This is a genomic window from Microbacterium sp. OVT16B (assembly GCF_019969705.1).
Taxonomy (GTDB): Bacteria; Actinomycetota; Actinomycetes; order Actinomycetales; family Microbacteriaceae; genus Microbacterium; species Microbacterium natoriense.
Genome location: NZ_JAHXZA010000001.1, coordinates 126,852 through 142,028, shown reverse-complemented (window position 1 = coordinate 142,028; position 15,177 = coordinate 126,852). Strand labels below are relative to the sequence as shown.

Annotated in this window: 16 protein-coding genes; 5 read left to right on the top strand and 11 right to left on the bottom strand. The window is 69.2% G+C overall.

Annotated elements, in window-relative coordinates; translation table 11 throughout:
* Nucleotides 1-144: 144 nt before the first annotated feature.
* Both LC438_RS00650 and LC438_RS00645 read left to right on the top strand, forming a co-directional pair.
* On the top strand, nt 145-618 hold the full coding sequence (locus LC438_RS00650) for a hypothetical protein (protein ID WP_223585505.1): 474 nt from the start codon (nt 145-147) through the stop codon (nt 616-618).
* Nucleotides 612-1,229 (top strand): hypothetical protein, encoded by a 618-nt coding sequence (locus tag LC438_RS00645; RefSeq protein ID WP_223585504.1) that lies wholly within the window; start codon nt 612-614, stop codon nt 1,227-1,229. Before LC438_RS00650 ends, LC438_RS00645 begins: the two co-directional genes overlap by 7 nt.
* Nucleotides 1,230-1,292: 63 nt before the next feature.
* On the opposite strand, the gene LC438_RS00640 is transcribed toward LC438_RS00645, so the two are convergent.
* From LC438_RS00640 to LC438_RS00605, 8 genes are all read right to left on the bottom strand, one after another.
* Nucleotides 1,293-2,297, bottom strand: a complete 1,005-nt coding sequence (locus LC438_RS00640; protein ID WP_223587433.1) for an iron chelate uptake ABC transporter family permease subunit — start codon at nt 2,295-2,297, stop codon at nt 1,293-1,295.
* Nucleotides 2,298-2,302: 5 nt separating this feature from the next.
* On the bottom strand, nt 2,303-3,337 hold the full coding sequence (locus tag LC438_RS00635; protein ID WP_223585503.1) for an iron ABC transporter permease: 1,035 nt from the start codon (nt 3,335-3,337) through the stop codon (nt 2,303-2,305).
* Complete coding sequence (locus LC438_RS00630) at nt 3,334-4,374, bottom strand: iron-siderophore ABC transporter substrate-binding protein (protein ID WP_223585502.1); 1,041 nt, start codon at nt 4,372-4,374, stop codon at nt 3,334-3,336. The genes LC438_RS00635 and LC438_RS00630 overlap by 4 nt, the downstream gene beginning before the upstream one ends.
* A gap of 313 nt (nt 4,375-4,687) precedes the next feature.
* Nucleotides 4,688-5,527, bottom strand: a complete 840-nt coding sequence (locus LC438_RS00625; RefSeq protein WP_105676752.1) for an ABC transporter ATP-binding protein — start codon at nt 5,525-5,527, stop codon at nt 4,688-4,690.
* The gene (locus LC438_RS00620; RefSeq protein ID WP_223585501.1) at nt 5,520-6,359 is read right to left on the bottom strand and encodes an ABC transporter ATP-binding protein; all 840 of its coding nucleotides are present in this window, start codon (nt 6,357-6,359) and stop codon (nt 5,520-5,522) included. The genes LC438_RS00625 and LC438_RS00620 overlap by 8 nt, the downstream gene beginning before the upstream one ends.
* The gene (locus LC438_RS00615) at nt 6,356-7,267 is read right to left on the bottom strand and encodes an ABC transporter permease (protein WP_105676750.1); all 912 of its coding nucleotides are present in this window, start codon (nt 7,265-7,267) and stop codon (nt 6,356-6,358) included. The genes LC438_RS00620 and LC438_RS00615 overlap by 4 nt, the downstream gene beginning before the upstream one ends.
* Nucleotides 7,264-8,325 carry an ABC transporter permease gene (locus tag LC438_RS00610; protein WP_105676749.1) on the bottom strand — a complete coding sequence of 354 codons (1,062 nt, stop codon included), beginning with the start codon at nt 8,323-8,325 and terminating at the stop codon, nt 7,264-7,266. Before LC438_RS00610 ends, LC438_RS00615 begins: the two co-directional genes overlap by 4 nt.
* Nucleotides 8,326-8,332: 7 nt before the next feature.
* Nucleotides 8,333-9,919, bottom strand: coding sequence for an ABC transporter substrate-binding protein (locus LC438_RS00605; protein ID WP_105676747.1), 1,587 nt, complete (start codon nt 9,917-9,919; stop codon nt 8,333-8,335).
* 196 nt (nt 9,920-10,115) lie between these two features.
* Between LC438_RS00605 and LC438_RS00600 the strand changes: the two genes are divergently transcribed.
* A complete protein-coding gene (locus tag LC438_RS00600) occupies nt 10,116-10,655 on the top strand; it encodes an Lrp/AsnC family transcriptional regulator (protein ID WP_105676746.1) in 540 nt (179 codons plus the stop codon).
* Between the two features lie 122 nt (nt 10,656-10,777).
* On the opposite strand, the gene LC438_RS00595 is transcribed toward LC438_RS00600, so the two are convergent.
* Genes LC438_RS00595 through LC438_RS00585 form a run of 3 tightly spaced genes read right to left on the bottom strand, consistent with a single transcriptional unit; the run spans nt 10,778 to nt 12,716 of the window.
* Nucleotides 10,778-11,125: a hypothetical protein gene (locus LC438_RS00595; protein WP_223585500.1), complete on the bottom strand. Its 348-nt coding sequence runs from the start codon at nt 11,123-11,125 to the stop codon at nt 10,778-10,780.
* Nucleotides 11,126-11,133: 8 nt separating this feature from the next.
* Nucleotides 11,134-11,703, bottom strand: coding sequence for a GNAT family N-acetyltransferase (locus LC438_RS00590; RefSeq protein WP_223587432.1), 570 nt, complete (start codon nt 11,701-11,703; stop codon nt 11,134-11,136).
* Between the two features lie 2 nt (nt 11,704-11,705).
* The gene (locus LC438_RS00585; RefSeq protein WP_223585499.1) at nt 11,706-12,716 is read right to left on the bottom strand and encodes a hypothetical protein; all 1,011 of its coding nucleotides are present in this window, start codon (nt 12,714-12,716) and stop codon (nt 11,706-11,708) included.
* A gap of 64 nt (nt 12,717-12,780) precedes the next feature.
* On the opposite strand from LC438_RS00585, the gene LC438_RS00580 reads away from it, so the two are divergent.
* Both LC438_RS00580 and LC438_RS00575 read left to right on the top strand, forming a co-directional pair.
* Nucleotides 12,781-13,749, top strand: a complete 969-nt coding sequence (locus LC438_RS00580) for a hypothetical protein (protein WP_223585498.1) — start codon at nt 12,781-12,783, stop codon at nt 13,747-13,749.
* Nucleotides 13,746-14,858 carry a hypothetical protein gene (locus tag LC438_RS00575; RefSeq protein ID WP_223585497.1) on the top strand — a complete coding sequence of 371 codons (1,113 nt, stop codon included), beginning with the start codon at nt 13,746-13,748 and terminating at the stop codon, nt 14,856-14,858. The genes LC438_RS00580 and LC438_RS00575 overlap by 4 nt, the downstream gene beginning before the upstream one ends.
* The last annotated feature ends 319 nt before the right edge of the window (nt 14,859-15,177 follow it).

Sequence of the window (15,177 nt, the reverse complement as noted above, 5' to 3'; positions counted from 1 at the left end):
TGGGCCGACACAGCATCGTTCGAGATCGATGTGCATGCCGCGTCGAGCGCCCCCTGTCAAGGCATTCTGTGCGCTGGTGCACCGAAGTGCCCTGCTGTTGCCTCGTCCTACGCACCACCGAGGTGCGCAGAAGGAGGAATGGGAATGTCTGATGCAACAACGACCACGTGGGTTCAACGAGGACCGGTCAAGAAGCTCCTCACCGCAGTGTGCGCCGTGCTCGTGGCCTGCACGATCGCAGCGCTCGGCTCGGCCCCTGCAGAAGCGACGGACAACCGTTGCACGGCCAACCAGGTCGGCGTGCTCTGTGGCATCTTCTACAACACGTCAGGGGTGAGCATCCGGATCGGTACGAACTTCTCGGGCACCACGAACGTGGGAACCGTGACCGGTGTGACCGCCACCTTGGATTCGTACAAGAACTCGAACATCTTCAAGGACTCCTCTGGCCGCTTCTACGACTGGGATGCCGTCTACGTCGGCCCCAAGTCCTGTCTCGCCATGAAGGTCGGCGCCGGCCTGGGACCTCCGACGTCCTACAGGAACACAGGCACGACCGGCGTCTGGTACAAGGTGAACAACCTCGGCGCGAACGTCACGATGCTGCGTCCGTGCTGATCTTCGCCGCTTCTGCCGGGGCCCGCACAGGGCTCTGGCAGAAGCTCGGCTCCGCCACCACCTTCGGTGCGGATGGATATCACTACTCAATGGAAGCAGGCAGGTCTAGCATGTCGAACATGGGGCTGCGTCAACGTGTCCAAGGACCGGTTCGCGTGGTGTGCGCTGCCGTCCTCATCGGGTTCGCCCTCTGGGTGACATGGGATTCCTCGTCGTATTGGGCCCCTTGCGCCGGCGCCTCCGGGAAGAACATGAACGCGGTCTGCTCTGAGGCGATGTCGTCGTACGACATGACGGCCCTCCTGGGGTGGTGGTACATCCTCGCCGCACTCGTTGTCGTGCTCGTGGTGGCACGCGTCGTCCCGCTGAATCCGATGGGAGCGATAGCGATCGCTGCGGTCCTCCTCGCGTGCCCGATCGCAGATTCCGGGTTCTCCTGGGTCCAATGGGGCAGCGCCGACGGCGTCCCCGGACAGGGGTTGTGGACGGCATGCTGGCTTGCGGTGGCTGGACTGTCTCTCGCGTACACGTCACGAGACAGGAAGGCCAGAGAGCACGGGAACGCACTCGAGGGAGCACCTGCAGTGCAGCCTTCACTGCGCAGCTCCTGACCGGTCGACGCGGAATCCGGCCCCGCCCGTCCGCGCTGCGCTTCACGGCACTCCGCGGCGCAACTATCTTCTTCTGCTGCCGCGCACCACGAGCCAGATGAGGTACACGCCGCCGAGCACGAGGGTGACCACGCCCACGGGGAGCGCATGCTTCGGGATGACGTTCTGTCCGATGAGGTCGGAGACGCACAGCAGCGCAGCGCCCATCAGGGCCGTCGCCACGAGGTGCGCCGTCCCGGACTTCACGATGGACTTCGCGAGGTGCGGCGCCGCGAGCGCCACGAACGAGATGGGGCCGGCGATCGCCGTGACCACCCCGGTGAGGCCGACGGCGATCGCCACGAGGCCGATCTTGCTCCACCCCATGCGGCCGCCGAGACCGGTGCCGATGTCGTCCCCGAGCTGCACGAGCCAGAGCCCGCGGCGAGCGCAGGCGAGCGCGACGAGCAGCACGGCGATGACAGCGAAGGGCAGTCGGATCTGCTGCCAGGTGACGCCGCCGAGCGACCCGGCGCCCCAGATCGCGGCGGAGATCGCCACCTCGAGACGGGCTCTCAGCAGCATCCACGCGTTCACGGCGGCGAGGACGGCGCCGACGCCGATGCCCACGATGACGATGCGATACCCGAGCGCTCCCCTTCCCGCGACGAGCACCCCGACCAGGGCGGCGGTGGCGAATCCGCCGATGACGGCGCCGAGCGTCACCAGCGCTCCCGAGCCGGCCAGCCCTCCCGTCATCACGACGAGGGTGCCGGTGTACGCGCCGGTGGTGAGGCCGATCACGTCGGGACTGCCGAGCGGATTGCGCGTGATCACCTGGAAGACCGCCCCGGCCAGCGCCAGGGCGGCGCCGAACACGATCGCGGCGAGAGCCCTCGGCATCCGCCATCCGACGACGACCATGCGCACGCCGCCGTCGGCGCTGAAGAGAGACTGCAGCACACGCAGGGGATCGATCGCGGTGTCGCCGATGCACAGGCTCGCGAGGAACGCGACGACGACCACCGCGACGAGGGCGGACATGCCCAGACGTGCGTGCCCGCTCAGCCGCCGACGCCCCGGATGCATGACGCTCACAGCTGCGTCAGGCTTCTGCGACGGCCGATCCACACCATGAACGGTGCCGCGACGAAGGCCATGACGATGCCCACCGGCACCTCCTGCGGTGCGATGACGAGGCGTCCGACGACGTCGCCCAGCACGATGACGATCGCGCCGAGCAGCGCCGAGAGCGGCACGATCGCCTTCTGCGAGGCGCCGACCAGCCCGCGGGCGATGTGCGGCACCGCGAGTCCGAGGAACGCGATCGGTCCGGCGACAGCCGTGGCGGTGCCGGCGAGGAGCGTGACGACGACGACCGCACCCGCGCGCACGAGCCGCATCGGCACGCCGAGCGAAGCCGCCGTGTCATCGCCGAGGGCGAGCACGTCGAGGCTTCTGGTGAGGAGCAGCGCCAGCACCAGACCCACGGCGATCACCGGGCCGGCGACCGCGAGGATCGACAGGTCGCGCCCGGCGAGGGCCCCGGACTCCCAGCTGCGCATGTGCAGGAAGGCCGTCGGGTTGAGGAGCACGAGGGCGGTCGTCGCGCCGCCGAGCACCGCGGCGAGGGCGACGCCCGCGAGCACGAGCGTCACCGGGCTGCCGTCACCGGCCGCGGCGGAGAGCAGCACCACGATCGCGGTGGCGATGAGCGCACCGAGGAGGGCGAACGCCATCAGCACGGGGAACGACGACAGTCCCAGCGCGGCCACGGCGATCGCGACGGCCACCGAGGCGCCGGCGTTCACGCCGAGGATGCCGGGGTCGGCGAGCGCGTTGCGGGTGAGCCCCTGCATGATGGCTCCCGCGGCGCCGAGCGCGAGCCCGACCACGATGCCGATGACCGTCCGCGGGATCCGCGACTCGCGGACGACGAGCTGCAGAGCATCCCCGTCGAATCGCAGGACCGCGTCGACGACCGTGCCGAGACCGATCAGCCGCGTGCCGACGGTGAGGCCGATGACCCCGGCCAGCAGGAGTCCGGCGGCCGCGAGTACGAAGACGAGCGCGACCCGGCGGCCGGAGATGACCGTCGGGGCGCGCGTCGTCCGCGTCGCGCTCGTCACTCCGCGGTGCGCGCAGGGCCTCCACCGCTGACGGCCGTGGTCAGAGCGGGGACGAGCGTCTTGAGCACGTACGGCAGGCTGAGCGGAGACGAGAAGTAGATGGCGCCGGCCGTCACCCCGTCGGTGTAGACCACCTTGCCGGACTTCTGCGGAGTGAGCGCAGACACGAAGGCCGTGTCCTCCAGCGCCGAGACGTCGTCTTCGGACTCGGTCCCCCAGATGAGCACGTCGGCGGCGTTCAGCACGTCGAGGTTCTCGACGGGGATGTAGGCCTGACCGCCCGATTCGTCCTCAGGGGCGTAGGCGTCGATCTCGCTCGGCACGACGAGTCCGAGGCCGGTGAGGAAGTCGGTGCTCAGTCCGTCCTGGTAGGCGATGGCGCTTCCGTCGTAGATCGCGTTCTGCAGGAAGACGACGGGCGTGCCGGCGAACTCCGGGTGCGCCTCGGCCGCGTCGGCGAACTGCTGGTCGATGTCGTCGACGAGCTTCTGCGCCTCGTCGAGCAGACCGGTGGCCTCGCCGATCTGCAGGGTCTGCACGTCCCACGGCTCGAAGTACATGGGGTAGTCGGCGGAGTGGGCGACGGTGGGCGCGATCTCACTCAGTCGCTCGTAGTCCTCTTTCGTGAGGCCGGCGTTCGTTCCGATGATGAGGTCAGGGTCGAGCAGGGCGATCGCCTCGAAGTCGAGCCCGTCGCTGGTCGTGAGCACCTCGGGCTCGGAGTCTCCCCTGGCGTCGTCGGCCCACGGCCAGGACGCGAAGTCGTGACCGCCGTACCATTCGGTCACGCCGACGGGCTCGAGACCGAGCGCCCACAGAGTGTCCTGCTCGGTCATGCCGACCGAGACGATGCGCGTCGGCTGCGCGGGCACGGTCGTCTCGCCGTAGGCGTGCTCCACCGTGACGGGGAAGGCGTCGGGGTCGCCCACGGGCGCCGCTCCCCCGGATTCGGATGCCGGGGCGCAGGCTGTGAGGGCGGCAGCAGCCAGGGCGGCGGCGAGGAGGGCGGTGATCGCCCGAGTGCGAGTGGAGGGCATGAGAGTCCTTCATCGAGTTAGGGTTGCCTTATCTTACCTAGGTCCCCGCGGGCGAGTCGAGTTCGATGACGACATCCGTCGCACGCTCGGGAGGACATCGCGCGCTCGGGAGGATGATCTCGACGAGATCCTCCGCCCGAGCCTGCGAACTCCTCCCGAAGAGGCGCACGCCCGAGAGGCGCACGCCCGAGATACGCACGCCGCCGAGAGGCGCACGCCGCCGAGGCTGCGAGCTGCGCGTGGGCTCCGCCCGAACGCGCAAAGGCCCCTGCGGATGCGTCCGCAGGGGCCTTCGTCGATCGACTCCGGGCGCTCAGCCCAGGACCGGCGGCACCTCGGACCACAGGATGCGGTCGTCGGTCGAGGGGGCCTCAGGAATGCGCCCTGCACCGTCCGGCTCCGGGATCGCGGCGAGCAGCGCCTGGGTGTACGGATGCTGCGGGTCCGACCACACGCGGTCCGTGGGGCCCGACTCCATCACGCGGCCGGAGTAGAGCACGAACGTCCGGTCGGCGATGCGGCGCACCACGGCGAGATCGTGCGAGATGAACAGCATCCCGGCCCCCGCCTCGGCGACGAGGTCGCGCATGAGACCGGCGACGCTGGTCTGCGTCGAGGCGTCCAGCGCCGAGATCGGCTCATCGGCCACGAGCAGCGACGGCCGCGCGGCGAGCGCCCGCGCGATGGCGATGCGCTGCTTCTGGCCACCGGAGAACTGATGCGGGAAGCGCGAGGTGACCGTGGTGGGGAGGCCGACCTTCTCCAGCCACTCCTCGACCCTCGACCCCTCGGCTCCCCGCGCCTTGGCGGTCGCGATGCCATCGGCGATCTGATCGCCGATGCGGCGCCGCGGGTTCAGCGAGGTGGACGGATCCTGGAACACCATCTGGATGCCGGTGAGCGCGGTCGACCGGCGGCGGATCCCGAGCGGGGTCACCGGAGCGTCGCGGAACCGCACGGTCCCCGCGGCGAGCTTCTCGATGCCCACGGCGGCTCGGGCCAGGCTCGACTTTCCGCTGCCGGACTCGCCGACCAGCGCGACGGTCTCGCCGGGGGCGACGCTCAGCGAGACGCCGTTGACGGCGATCACCGGCGGGGTGCCGGGGTACCGCACCACCACATCGCGGGCATCGAGGACAGCAACCTCACTCATTCGTCGCCTCCTCCTCGCGCGGTGTCTCCACCGCGACCTCCTGGTGCTCGGCATCCGCCTCGGCGATCTTCGAACCGGGCAGCGCGGCGAGCAGCGTGCGGGTGTACTCGTGCTGCGGCGAGAGGAAGAGCGTCTCGCGGTCGGCCCGCTCCACGATCTCGCCGTTCTTCATGACCGCGACGTCGTCGGCGATGGCGCTCATCACGCCGAGGTCGTGCGTGACGAGGAGCACGGCCAGGTTGCGCTCGATCGCGAGGTCGCGCAGCAGCCTCAGGATGCCGGCCTGCACCGTGACGTCGAGTGCGGTCGTCGGCTCGTCGGCCAACAGCACCTCGGGGTCGCACGCGAGCGCGCAGGCGATCGCGATGCGCTGACGCTGTCCGCCGGAGAACTGATGCGGGTAGCGCTTCAGCGCCTCGGCCGGGTTCGGCACCTGCACGATCTCGAGCAGCTCGATCGCCCTCGCCTTCGCGGCATCCTTCTTGAGGTTCAGGTGCACGCGCATGTGGTCGGTGAGCTGGCGACCCACCGGCAGCTGCGGATGCAGGGAGGCCGAAGGGTCCTGGAACACCATCGCGACCCTCTTGCCGCGGACCCGGTTGAGCTGGCGCCGTCGCATGCCGATGAGCTCGGTGCCCGAGAGAGTGATCGAGCCGCCCGTGCGCGCCTGCCGCGGGAGGAGTCCGAGCACGGCCAGCGAGGTCAGCGTCTTGCCCGAACCGGACTCTCCGGCCAGACCCTGGATGCGCCCCGCCTCGAGGTCGAGGGAGATGCCGCGCACCAGCGGACGGCCGATGTCGATCGTGAGGTCGCGGATGCTGAGCGCGGTCATGCCGTCACCACCTTCGCGTCGGCCTTGTGCTCGGCCTGCTTCTCGTGCGCCATCTCGGCGGTCGGGTCGAGCACGTCGCGCATCGCGTCGCCGAGGAAGTTGAACGCCAGCACCACCGTGAGGATCGCGAGACCAGGGAACACCCCGAGCCACCACGCGTCGAAGTTCTGCATCGCCGCGGAGATCATCGACCCCCACTCCGGGGTCGGCGGCTGAGCGCCGAGACCGAGGAAGGAGAGCCCGGAGAGCAGAAGGATCGCCGCGCCGATGTCGAGCGTCGCGAGCACGAGCATGGGGCCCGCGATGTTCGGCAGGATGTCGACGAACAGGGTGCGCAGCGGCGAGTGGCCGAGCAGGCGCCCGGCGATCACGTAGTTCTGCCCGCGGAGACCCAGCACGATGCTGCGGGTGACACGCGAGTACTGCGGCCACGACACCACGATCGCCGCTATCACCGCGTTGAACAGGGACGGGCCGAGGGATGCCGCGACCACCATCGCGAGGATCACCGTCGGGAACGCCATGAACAGGTCGGTGATGCGCATCAGCGTCTCGTCGACCCAGCCGCCGAAGTAGCCGGCGACGGCGCCGATCACGGTGCCGATGATCATGGCCGCGATCACGAGCATGAGCGCGAGCGGAAGGCTCACGGTCGCGCCCGTCATCAGACGGGAGAAGATGTCACGGCCGTTGCCGTCGGTGCCGAGGAGCGTGTCGATGCCCGGCGGCTGCAGTCGGGGGAGCTTCTGCGCGTTCGGGTCGAACGGCACCCACCACTGCGCCGTGAAGGCGATGATCACCCAGGCCAGTGCGATGACCGTGCCGATCACGCCGAGCGGCGTGCGCCAGGCGCGCGGCCAGCGGAACCGGAACCGCCACCGCCCGCCGGCCTCTTCGATGCGGCTCATGCGATCCTCACTCTCGGGTCCAGGACGCCGTAGAGCAGGTCGACGACGAAGTTGATGAGGAGGTAGATGAGGCCGACGACCAGACCGACGCCCATGATGCCGGGGAGGTCGAGGTTGGCGGCCGAGTTGTAGGCGTAGGTGCCGAGGCCCGGCCATGCGAACACCGACTCGACGAGCACGGTGCCCGACAGCAGCGAGCCGAACGCGACGCCGACGACCGTGAGGATGGGGAGGGATGCTCCGCGCAGCACGTAGTCGAGGATCACGCGCATCGCGGGCAGGCCCTTGGCCCTCGCCGCGCGCACGTAGTCGCTGCCCAGCACCTCCAGCACCGAGGTGCGGATGAACCGGGTGAGCAGTCCGATCGTCACGAGCGAGAGCACGAGGATCGGAAGCGCCAGATGCGCCAGCGCGTCGAAGTAGCCGACGCCGTCGCCGTTCAGCAGGAAGTCGATCGTGTACATGCCGGTGATCTTCGGCGGCGGCAGGATCGACGGCGAGATGCGCCCGGAGCCGGGAGCGATGTGCAGCTGCAGGAAGAACACGTAGAAGCTGACCAGCGCGAGCCAGAACGTCGGAACGCTCAGCCCCACCAGGGTGACCACGCGGATCACCTGGTCGGTGACGAGCCCACGGCGGTACGCGGCGAGCGTGCCGAGCACGATGCTCACCGCGAGGCTGAGGATGATGGCGCCGATCGCGATCTCGATGGTCGCGGGCACCGCGGTGGCGAGGTCGCTGGTGACCGGGCGTCCGGTCACCAGCGACGTGCCGAGGTCTCCGCGGAGGAGATTCCCCATGTAGATGAAGTACTGCACGATCAGCGGCTGATCGAGCCCGTGCGCCTGGATGAACGCCTCTCGCGTCGCCGGGTTCTGCGACGCGCCCTCACCCAGCGCGGCCGACACGGGGTCGCCCGGCACCAGGTTCGTGAGCGCGAAGGTCACGATCGTGACTCCCACCAGCAGGAGCAGGGAGGTCCCGATCCGGCGCAGCAGGTAGCCGATCAGCGGAGACCTGCGCCGCTGCGCCTGTCTCTGCACCGCCACTGTCGTCATGAGCGCCTCAGCCCGCGGGAGTGATCTCGGCGATGTCCATCTCCCACACGGAGTTGTACACGGCGCCGGTGACGGCATCCGCCGTCGCGATGTTGCGACCGGGGACGATCAGCGGCACGAACGGGCCCTCCTCCTGCATCGCCTCGGCGAACGAGGTGAACGCGGCGGAACGGGTGTCGGCATCCGTGGCGCTGGCCGCACCGGCGGCGATGCCCGCGATCTCCGGGTTCGCGTCGGCCGCCCAGCCGGCACGCAGGCCGACCTTCAGACCGGGGGCGAAGGGGAGGAAGTTCGCGGAGTCCGCGTAGTCGGGGCCCCAGAACCACAGGCCGAAGCCCTCGGTGCCGTTGACGTACGCGTCGAGCTCGGTCGCGAAGGGCTGCGGAGCGAGCTCCACGGTGATGCCGGCATCCGCCAGCTGCGACTGGATGCGCTCGGCGAGCGGGGTGAACTCCACACCGCCGACCGGGTAGTCGTTCGGGAACTGCAGCTTGAGCGTCTGGCCCGTGTAGCCGGCGGCGGCGAGCGCGGCGTCGGCCTTCGCCTTGTCGGGCTTCACACCCGTCTTGAGCGCGCCCTCGAATCCGGGCGGGATGACACCGGTGGCCTGCACCGCTCCGGCGCCGGCGAGCTCCAGCAGAGCGTCGTAATCGAGGGAGTAGCGGATCGCCTCGGCGATCTTGACGTTCGCGAGGTCGCCCGCGACGGCCTGCGACTGGTTCAGCAGCAGGAAGATCGTCTGACCCGACGGGACCGACTCGACCTTCAGGCTGTCGCCGAGACCGGCGACCTGGTCGCCGTTGAGGTCCATCGCGACCATCGAGTCGCCGCCCTTGAGGTTCGCGAGCTGCGTCGCGCTCTCGGAGACGTTGCGCACGACGACGCGGTCGTAGCCGGCCTTCTCGTCGCCGTTGTACTTGTCGTTCTTCTTCAGCACGACCTGCGAGGAGAGGTCGAGGGTATCGAGGACGAAGGGACCGGAGCCCGCCGATGCGCCGTCGAGGAACTTCTGCGCGCTGTCGGAGCCGTCGGTCGAGCCGCCGTTCTCGATGACCACGTCGGAGTTCACGATGCCCAGGGCCGGGTTCGCGAGGATCGCGGGGAGCTGGAGCAGCGGGGTCTCGGAGGTGATCGTGACGGTTTTGTCGTCGACCTCCGCGATGGTGAGCCCGCCGAGCAGGAAGTTGGGCTTGGCGTCGGCCATGCCCTGGATGCGCTGCAGCGAGAACACGACGTCCTTGGCCTCGATCGGCGTGCCGTCGGAGAAGACGCGGTCGCCCTCGAGCGTGAACGTGAACTCGGTGGCGGTGTCGTTCTGCTCCCACGACGCGAGACCGGGGATCGGCGTCGAGACGTCGGATCCCTTGAAGTCGACCAGCGTCTCGTAGAGCGCCTTCGCGATCATGTTGCCGGTGGGGTCGTAGGTGTGACCGGGGTCGCCCGTCTCGATCGAGAAGGCGGTGTCGATGACGAGCGAGTCGCCACCGGCGGAGTTGCCGCCGCCGTTGGCGGAGTTGCCGCCGGAGCATCCGGCGAGGGCGAGGAGCGCGACGGCTCCCAGAGCGATGAGTGAGGTGCTGCGACGCGACACCATGGTGACCTCCAAGGGCGAGGAGTACATTTCGGGTAGGACGCCCGATATGGACGACCGTGTTCAGATTCCCATGATGTGCGACGATCTGTCTATCAAGAATGCGTAACGCTGGCTCAATCTGATGCCAGCCCTAGCCGAGAGGTGCAATATGTCCAGCAGTGACGCAGAAGTCCTGAAGCAATCTGGACGAAGTGCCATGCCACTCGACGACATCGCGTACAGAATTCTCGACGTGCTCCGCGAGAACGGGCGCGTCTCGATCGCCGCCCTCGCCGAAAAGGTCGGCATCTCGAGGGCGAACGCGTACACCCGGGTCGAGTCGCTCGTGCACGACGGCGTCATCACGGGGTTCAGCGCACGGGTCGACCCCGCGAAGGCCGGACTCTCGATCGGCGCCCTCGTGTTCGTGACCGTGATGCCCCAGGCGTGGGCGTCGTTCCGGGAGCGGATCATGGAGATGCCCGACGTCGAGTGGTGCGCCATCACGACCGGCGAGCACGATGCGATGCTGCTGATCCGCGCCGTCGACGTCAGCGGCGTGCACGAGTTCTCCACCGGGGTCATCGCGCAGCTCCCCGAGGTCCGCACGGTCGTCAGCGTCGTCGTGCTCGACGAGGTGATCCGCCGCTCGTACCTGCTGCCGTCCGACCTGCCCGAACGCAGCGTCGAGGTGCCCCTGGGCATGACCCGCTGGACTCCCGCATCCCCCGGCCGCGACACGCTCCCCCCGCGCTGACGCTCCGCGCGTGCGGGGGCGCGAGGGGTCGACAGCTGCGGCATCCGCACCCCCGCACCCCGCACTTCACGACCCCTCGGCGGAAGCGAGCGCGCGATGCCCGCGCAGTGGGCGGGCGCCGCTCAGGCGGCGGCGATCTCCTCGCACACGCTGAGCTGCGGGGCCCCGTGCATCTCGTAGTGCTCCACCAGGCGGATGAGTCCGTCGTCGGTGAGCTCGAGGTCGCTCTCGCCGTCTCCGGTCACGACCGTGCCGTCGGCGACGAGGACGTGCACGAACGACACCCAGATCGTGTCGCCCGTGCGGGTCCCGACGAAGCGTCCGAAGGTCACGGTGTCGCCGGAGTAGTCGCCCCAGATCGCGCCGTCGCGCTCCCAGTACACGAACTCGCTCGGAGCCTCGGGGTCCACGGCAGAGGTCGTGGAGGAGATCATCCGGAAGCGCCGGCCGTCGAGGGAGGGAATGCTCATGCTCCTGATTATGGACGATCGGAGCGGGTGCGCCATTCGCGGTCGAGGATGCCGTAGACGAGCAGGGTCGTCCATTCGCCCTTGAACCAGGAGCCCTCGACGAACCTCGCCTCCCTGCGGAGACCCAGTCGTTCAGCGACCCTGGCCGACGCGGTGTTGCGCTCGTCCATGCGTGCAGCGATGCGGTGCAGACCGAGTCCGTCGAAGCCGAGATCGAGCAGGGCGGACACCGCCTCCGTCGCATAGCCGCGCCCCGAGAAGGCCGGATCGAGGATGTAGCCGACCTCTCCCTCGCGGTCCTCCTCGTTGCGCCAGAACAGCACGATGTCGCCCACCAGGCGTCCGGTCTCCTGCTCCTCCACGCCGAGGCAGATCGCGTCGCCCACCTTCTCGAACCGGCTCGTCGCCCACCGCGTCGCGAGCCGCTCCTCGACCTCGGCGAGGGTGAGCGGGTCGTACGGCACGTAGCGCACCGCGTCGGCATCCGACTTGTAGACGACCATCTGCTCGGCGTCGGAGGGACGGAGCGGACGCAGCAGCAGCCGCTCGGTGCGGATCGGGTACTCCGGTGCGAGCATCGTCACTCCAGATCCAGCGAGAGCAGCCCAGGCCACGGCGCGGTCTCAGCGCGCACCGCCTCCAGGAACGCTGCATAGTCGGGGGTCATCGTGATCCGCGTGGACCCGAGCACGTGGGTGATGGTGCGGCCGGCCGCGCGCTCGATCCTGATCCTCCTGATCGGGTACGCGGGCGGCGTCAGCCAGATGCGCGTCAGCTGCGCGTACGGGTGGTCGACCTCGCCGATCCGGATGCCGTGGTGGCTGAGGGAGATCTGGGTCGGGGTCGTCCTGGCGACGCGGTACCGCTGTGCGGCGCCGATGCCGAATCCGATGGCGGCGACACCCGCCATCGGCGCGATCAGGATGAGCGCCGACAGCTCGCCCTCCAGGAAGCCGGGCGTGAACGCCATCAGCACCGTCCCGATGGTCGCCGCGGCGAACACGATCGCGGCGATGAGGAAGCCGCGGCCGAGGCTGCGCTCCTTCGAGGCGTCGACCGTGAACGTCGTCGGCAGCTTCGCCCTGGCGCGCGCCGCCTCGACGGGGTCGACCGCGGGCGGTGCGCTGATCGGCGTGAGCTGCGCCATGAGCTCGTTGAAGGTGGTCCGGGTGAAGCCGGGCAGCTCGATCACCGTCTCGCGCCCGCCCGTCCAGGCGATCAGGGCCCTGGTGGTGCCGGTGCGGAAGCCGTTCGTGCGGTGCTCGGTGATCTTCGAGCGGAAGGCCGTCGTCGCACGGCTGTAGGTCTCGGTGCCGCCAGGACGGCCGATCTCCACGGAGTCCGCCCGCACGATCACCCGGATGTTGCGGAACCAGAACGCGCCGATCCACACGGCCAGTGTGATGGCGATCACGACGACGAGCACGATCGTGCCGCGCGTCGAGATCGTCATGTTCGGCGGCAGGAACTTCGGCAGGAGGAAGAGCACGGCGGCCGCGAACACGACGGTGAGGAGCAGCGATCCCCCGGCGGTGCGGAGCGGATGCCGGCGGAAGACGCGCTCTGCGGGCGCGACGGAGACCTGACTCATGCGCCCAGTCTGCCGCACCGGCGTCGCCCGATGCGGGCACGACGACGACGGGTACCGTGGACGCATGGAGTGGATTGCCGATCCGACCGCGGGAGCCTGGTTGAGAGACCGCCTCGACGCCTCGTTCGACAGCATGCACGGAGTCGTCCCGCGCGGCTACCCCGCCTACGCCCGCGTGCTGCACCCGACGATCGTGCAGTCGCTGCCCGGCCGCGCGGTGCCGACGCCCGAGGAGTGGACGCGGATGCCGGATCGCGAGCGGCTGCGCCTGTCGGAGCTGCTCATCACCGAACTCGCCACATGGCGCGACGCCGCCGACGCGTTCGGCACCATCCTGCATCCGCTCGCGCAGTGGCTGCACCTCGTGCGCACGCCTCCTGGTGAGGACGGGAACGTCAGGATCGCCCCCGACGGACGCGAGTTCTCGGGGCCGGCGCTCGGGCAGCTGAGCTCCGAGCTCCTCTCGTCCGTCGCCGGTCACCTCGCCGAGCGCACCTCGACACCGGATGCCGGTGTCGCCGCGCTCTGGGAGGGACGCGGGGGTCTCCTCGGCTTCCTCGGCCACAGTCCGTCCCGTCTGTTCTTCACGGTCGACGAGGATCCGAACCATCGGGCGATGCTCGATCGCAGCACCCACGACCCGTTCAACAACGTGTTCCGCAAGCCCACCTGGCAGGAGGGCATCCTGTCGCGGGAGATCTCCGAGGCGCCGCGGCTCGAGCTTCCCGAGCGCGCGTACGTGCAGTTCTCGGCATCCGCCCGCGAGTTCGCGGAGCAGGACTGGATGCTGCACGCGCCGTGGCGGGATCTGCCCGCCGACGAGCACGGCTTCCCTCCGAACGCGATCAGTCCGCAGATCCTGTGGCCTGATGACCGCGCCTGGGTGCTGGTCTCGGAGATCGACTATGACTCGACCGTGATCGCGGGCTCCGTCGAGCTGATCGCGGCGATCTGCGCCGACGAGCGGATCGAGGCGTTCCCCATCCCCGAGGGCTCCCTCCTGCATGAGGACGCCGACGAGGAGAACCGGTGACGACGCCCGCACCGCAGCCGGGTTTCGATGCGCGCCCCCTGTGGGAGCCGGTCGATCCTCAGGCGGTGCGGGCCTTCGCCGCCGAGCTGCGCGCCCGCCGCACGACAGGCGGCGGCTCGACCTCGGCGATCATCGGCACCGTCATCGCCGTGGTGGCCGGCATCATCATGATCCCGATGATCGGCGTGGCCTTCGCGGGCCTCGCCTTCTCGGGAGGAGACGGATCTCTGCTCGCCGCGCTCCCGCTCGTGCTCTTCGGAGGCGGCGGCATCCTGATCGCGGTCCTGGCGTGGGCCGGATGGCGCAACCGGCGCGTCTCCGCCTACCGGCTGCACCGCTTCGCGCAGGCGAACGGCATGAGCTACCAGGAGAGGGTGGCCGACCCTCCGTTGCCGGGGATGATCTTCAGCCTCGGCCGGTCGCGGATGTCCACCGATCTGGTCCGAGGCTCCGTTCCCCGCTTCGTCGAGTTCGGGAACTACCAGTACACCGTGCAATCGGGGAAGAACTCGACCACGTACCACTGGGGCTACGTCGCGGTGAAGCTCGACGTGCCGCTGCCCAACATCGTGCTCGACGCGAAGGGCAACAACGCCTTCGGCACGAACCTGCCCGCGGTGTTCGAGCGCAGGCAGCGGCTGTCGCTCGAGGGTGACTTCGATGACTACTTCACGCTGTACTGCCCCGAGGGCTACGAGCGCGACGCGCTGTACCTGTTCACGCCCGACATCATGGCGCGCTTCATCGACAACGCGGCCCAGCTCGACGTGGAGATCGTCGACGACTGGATGTTCCTGTACACGCAGCGCAAGGCGTCGACCCTCGACCCCGCCACCTGGGCGTGGCTGTTCGGCGCGGTCGGCGCACTGATCACGAAGCTCGATCAGTGGGCGCGCTGGCGGGACGAGCGCCTGCTGGCGGAGAACGTCGGCGCGGTGCAGGCTGCGACTCCGGTCGCGCTGCCCTTCGCTCCCCCGGTCGGGATGCTCACGCCGCCGCCGGGCGTCGCGCACGAGGGGCGTCGGCTGAAGCGACGGTTCTCGTGGGTTCCGATCGTGGTCGCCGTGGTGATCGGCATCGCCTGGATCTGGATGCGAACGCTCGGCTGAGCGGACATCGGGTGTGGGGGTGGGTGCTGTTTGGGGACCAGCCGCCCACCCCATCCCCCCTCGGGATCAGAAGAAGATCGACTCTCCCTCCGCAGGACGGCATGACCGTCCGCACGTGCGATCAGCTGGGGACTGACGTACTGCACGTGAATGCATTAACGGTATACCGTTCGACGTTGCAACCGGTTGCGGTTATCGCCGGATCAGCCCCCTAGTTCCAGGGGATTGCAGCAGAGGCACGTCAGATCCTGCGTAGGGACGCGTCTCATCGATGACCACACCCGCGTCGGGCAGCGCATCGTATCCCGACGGACCTGAT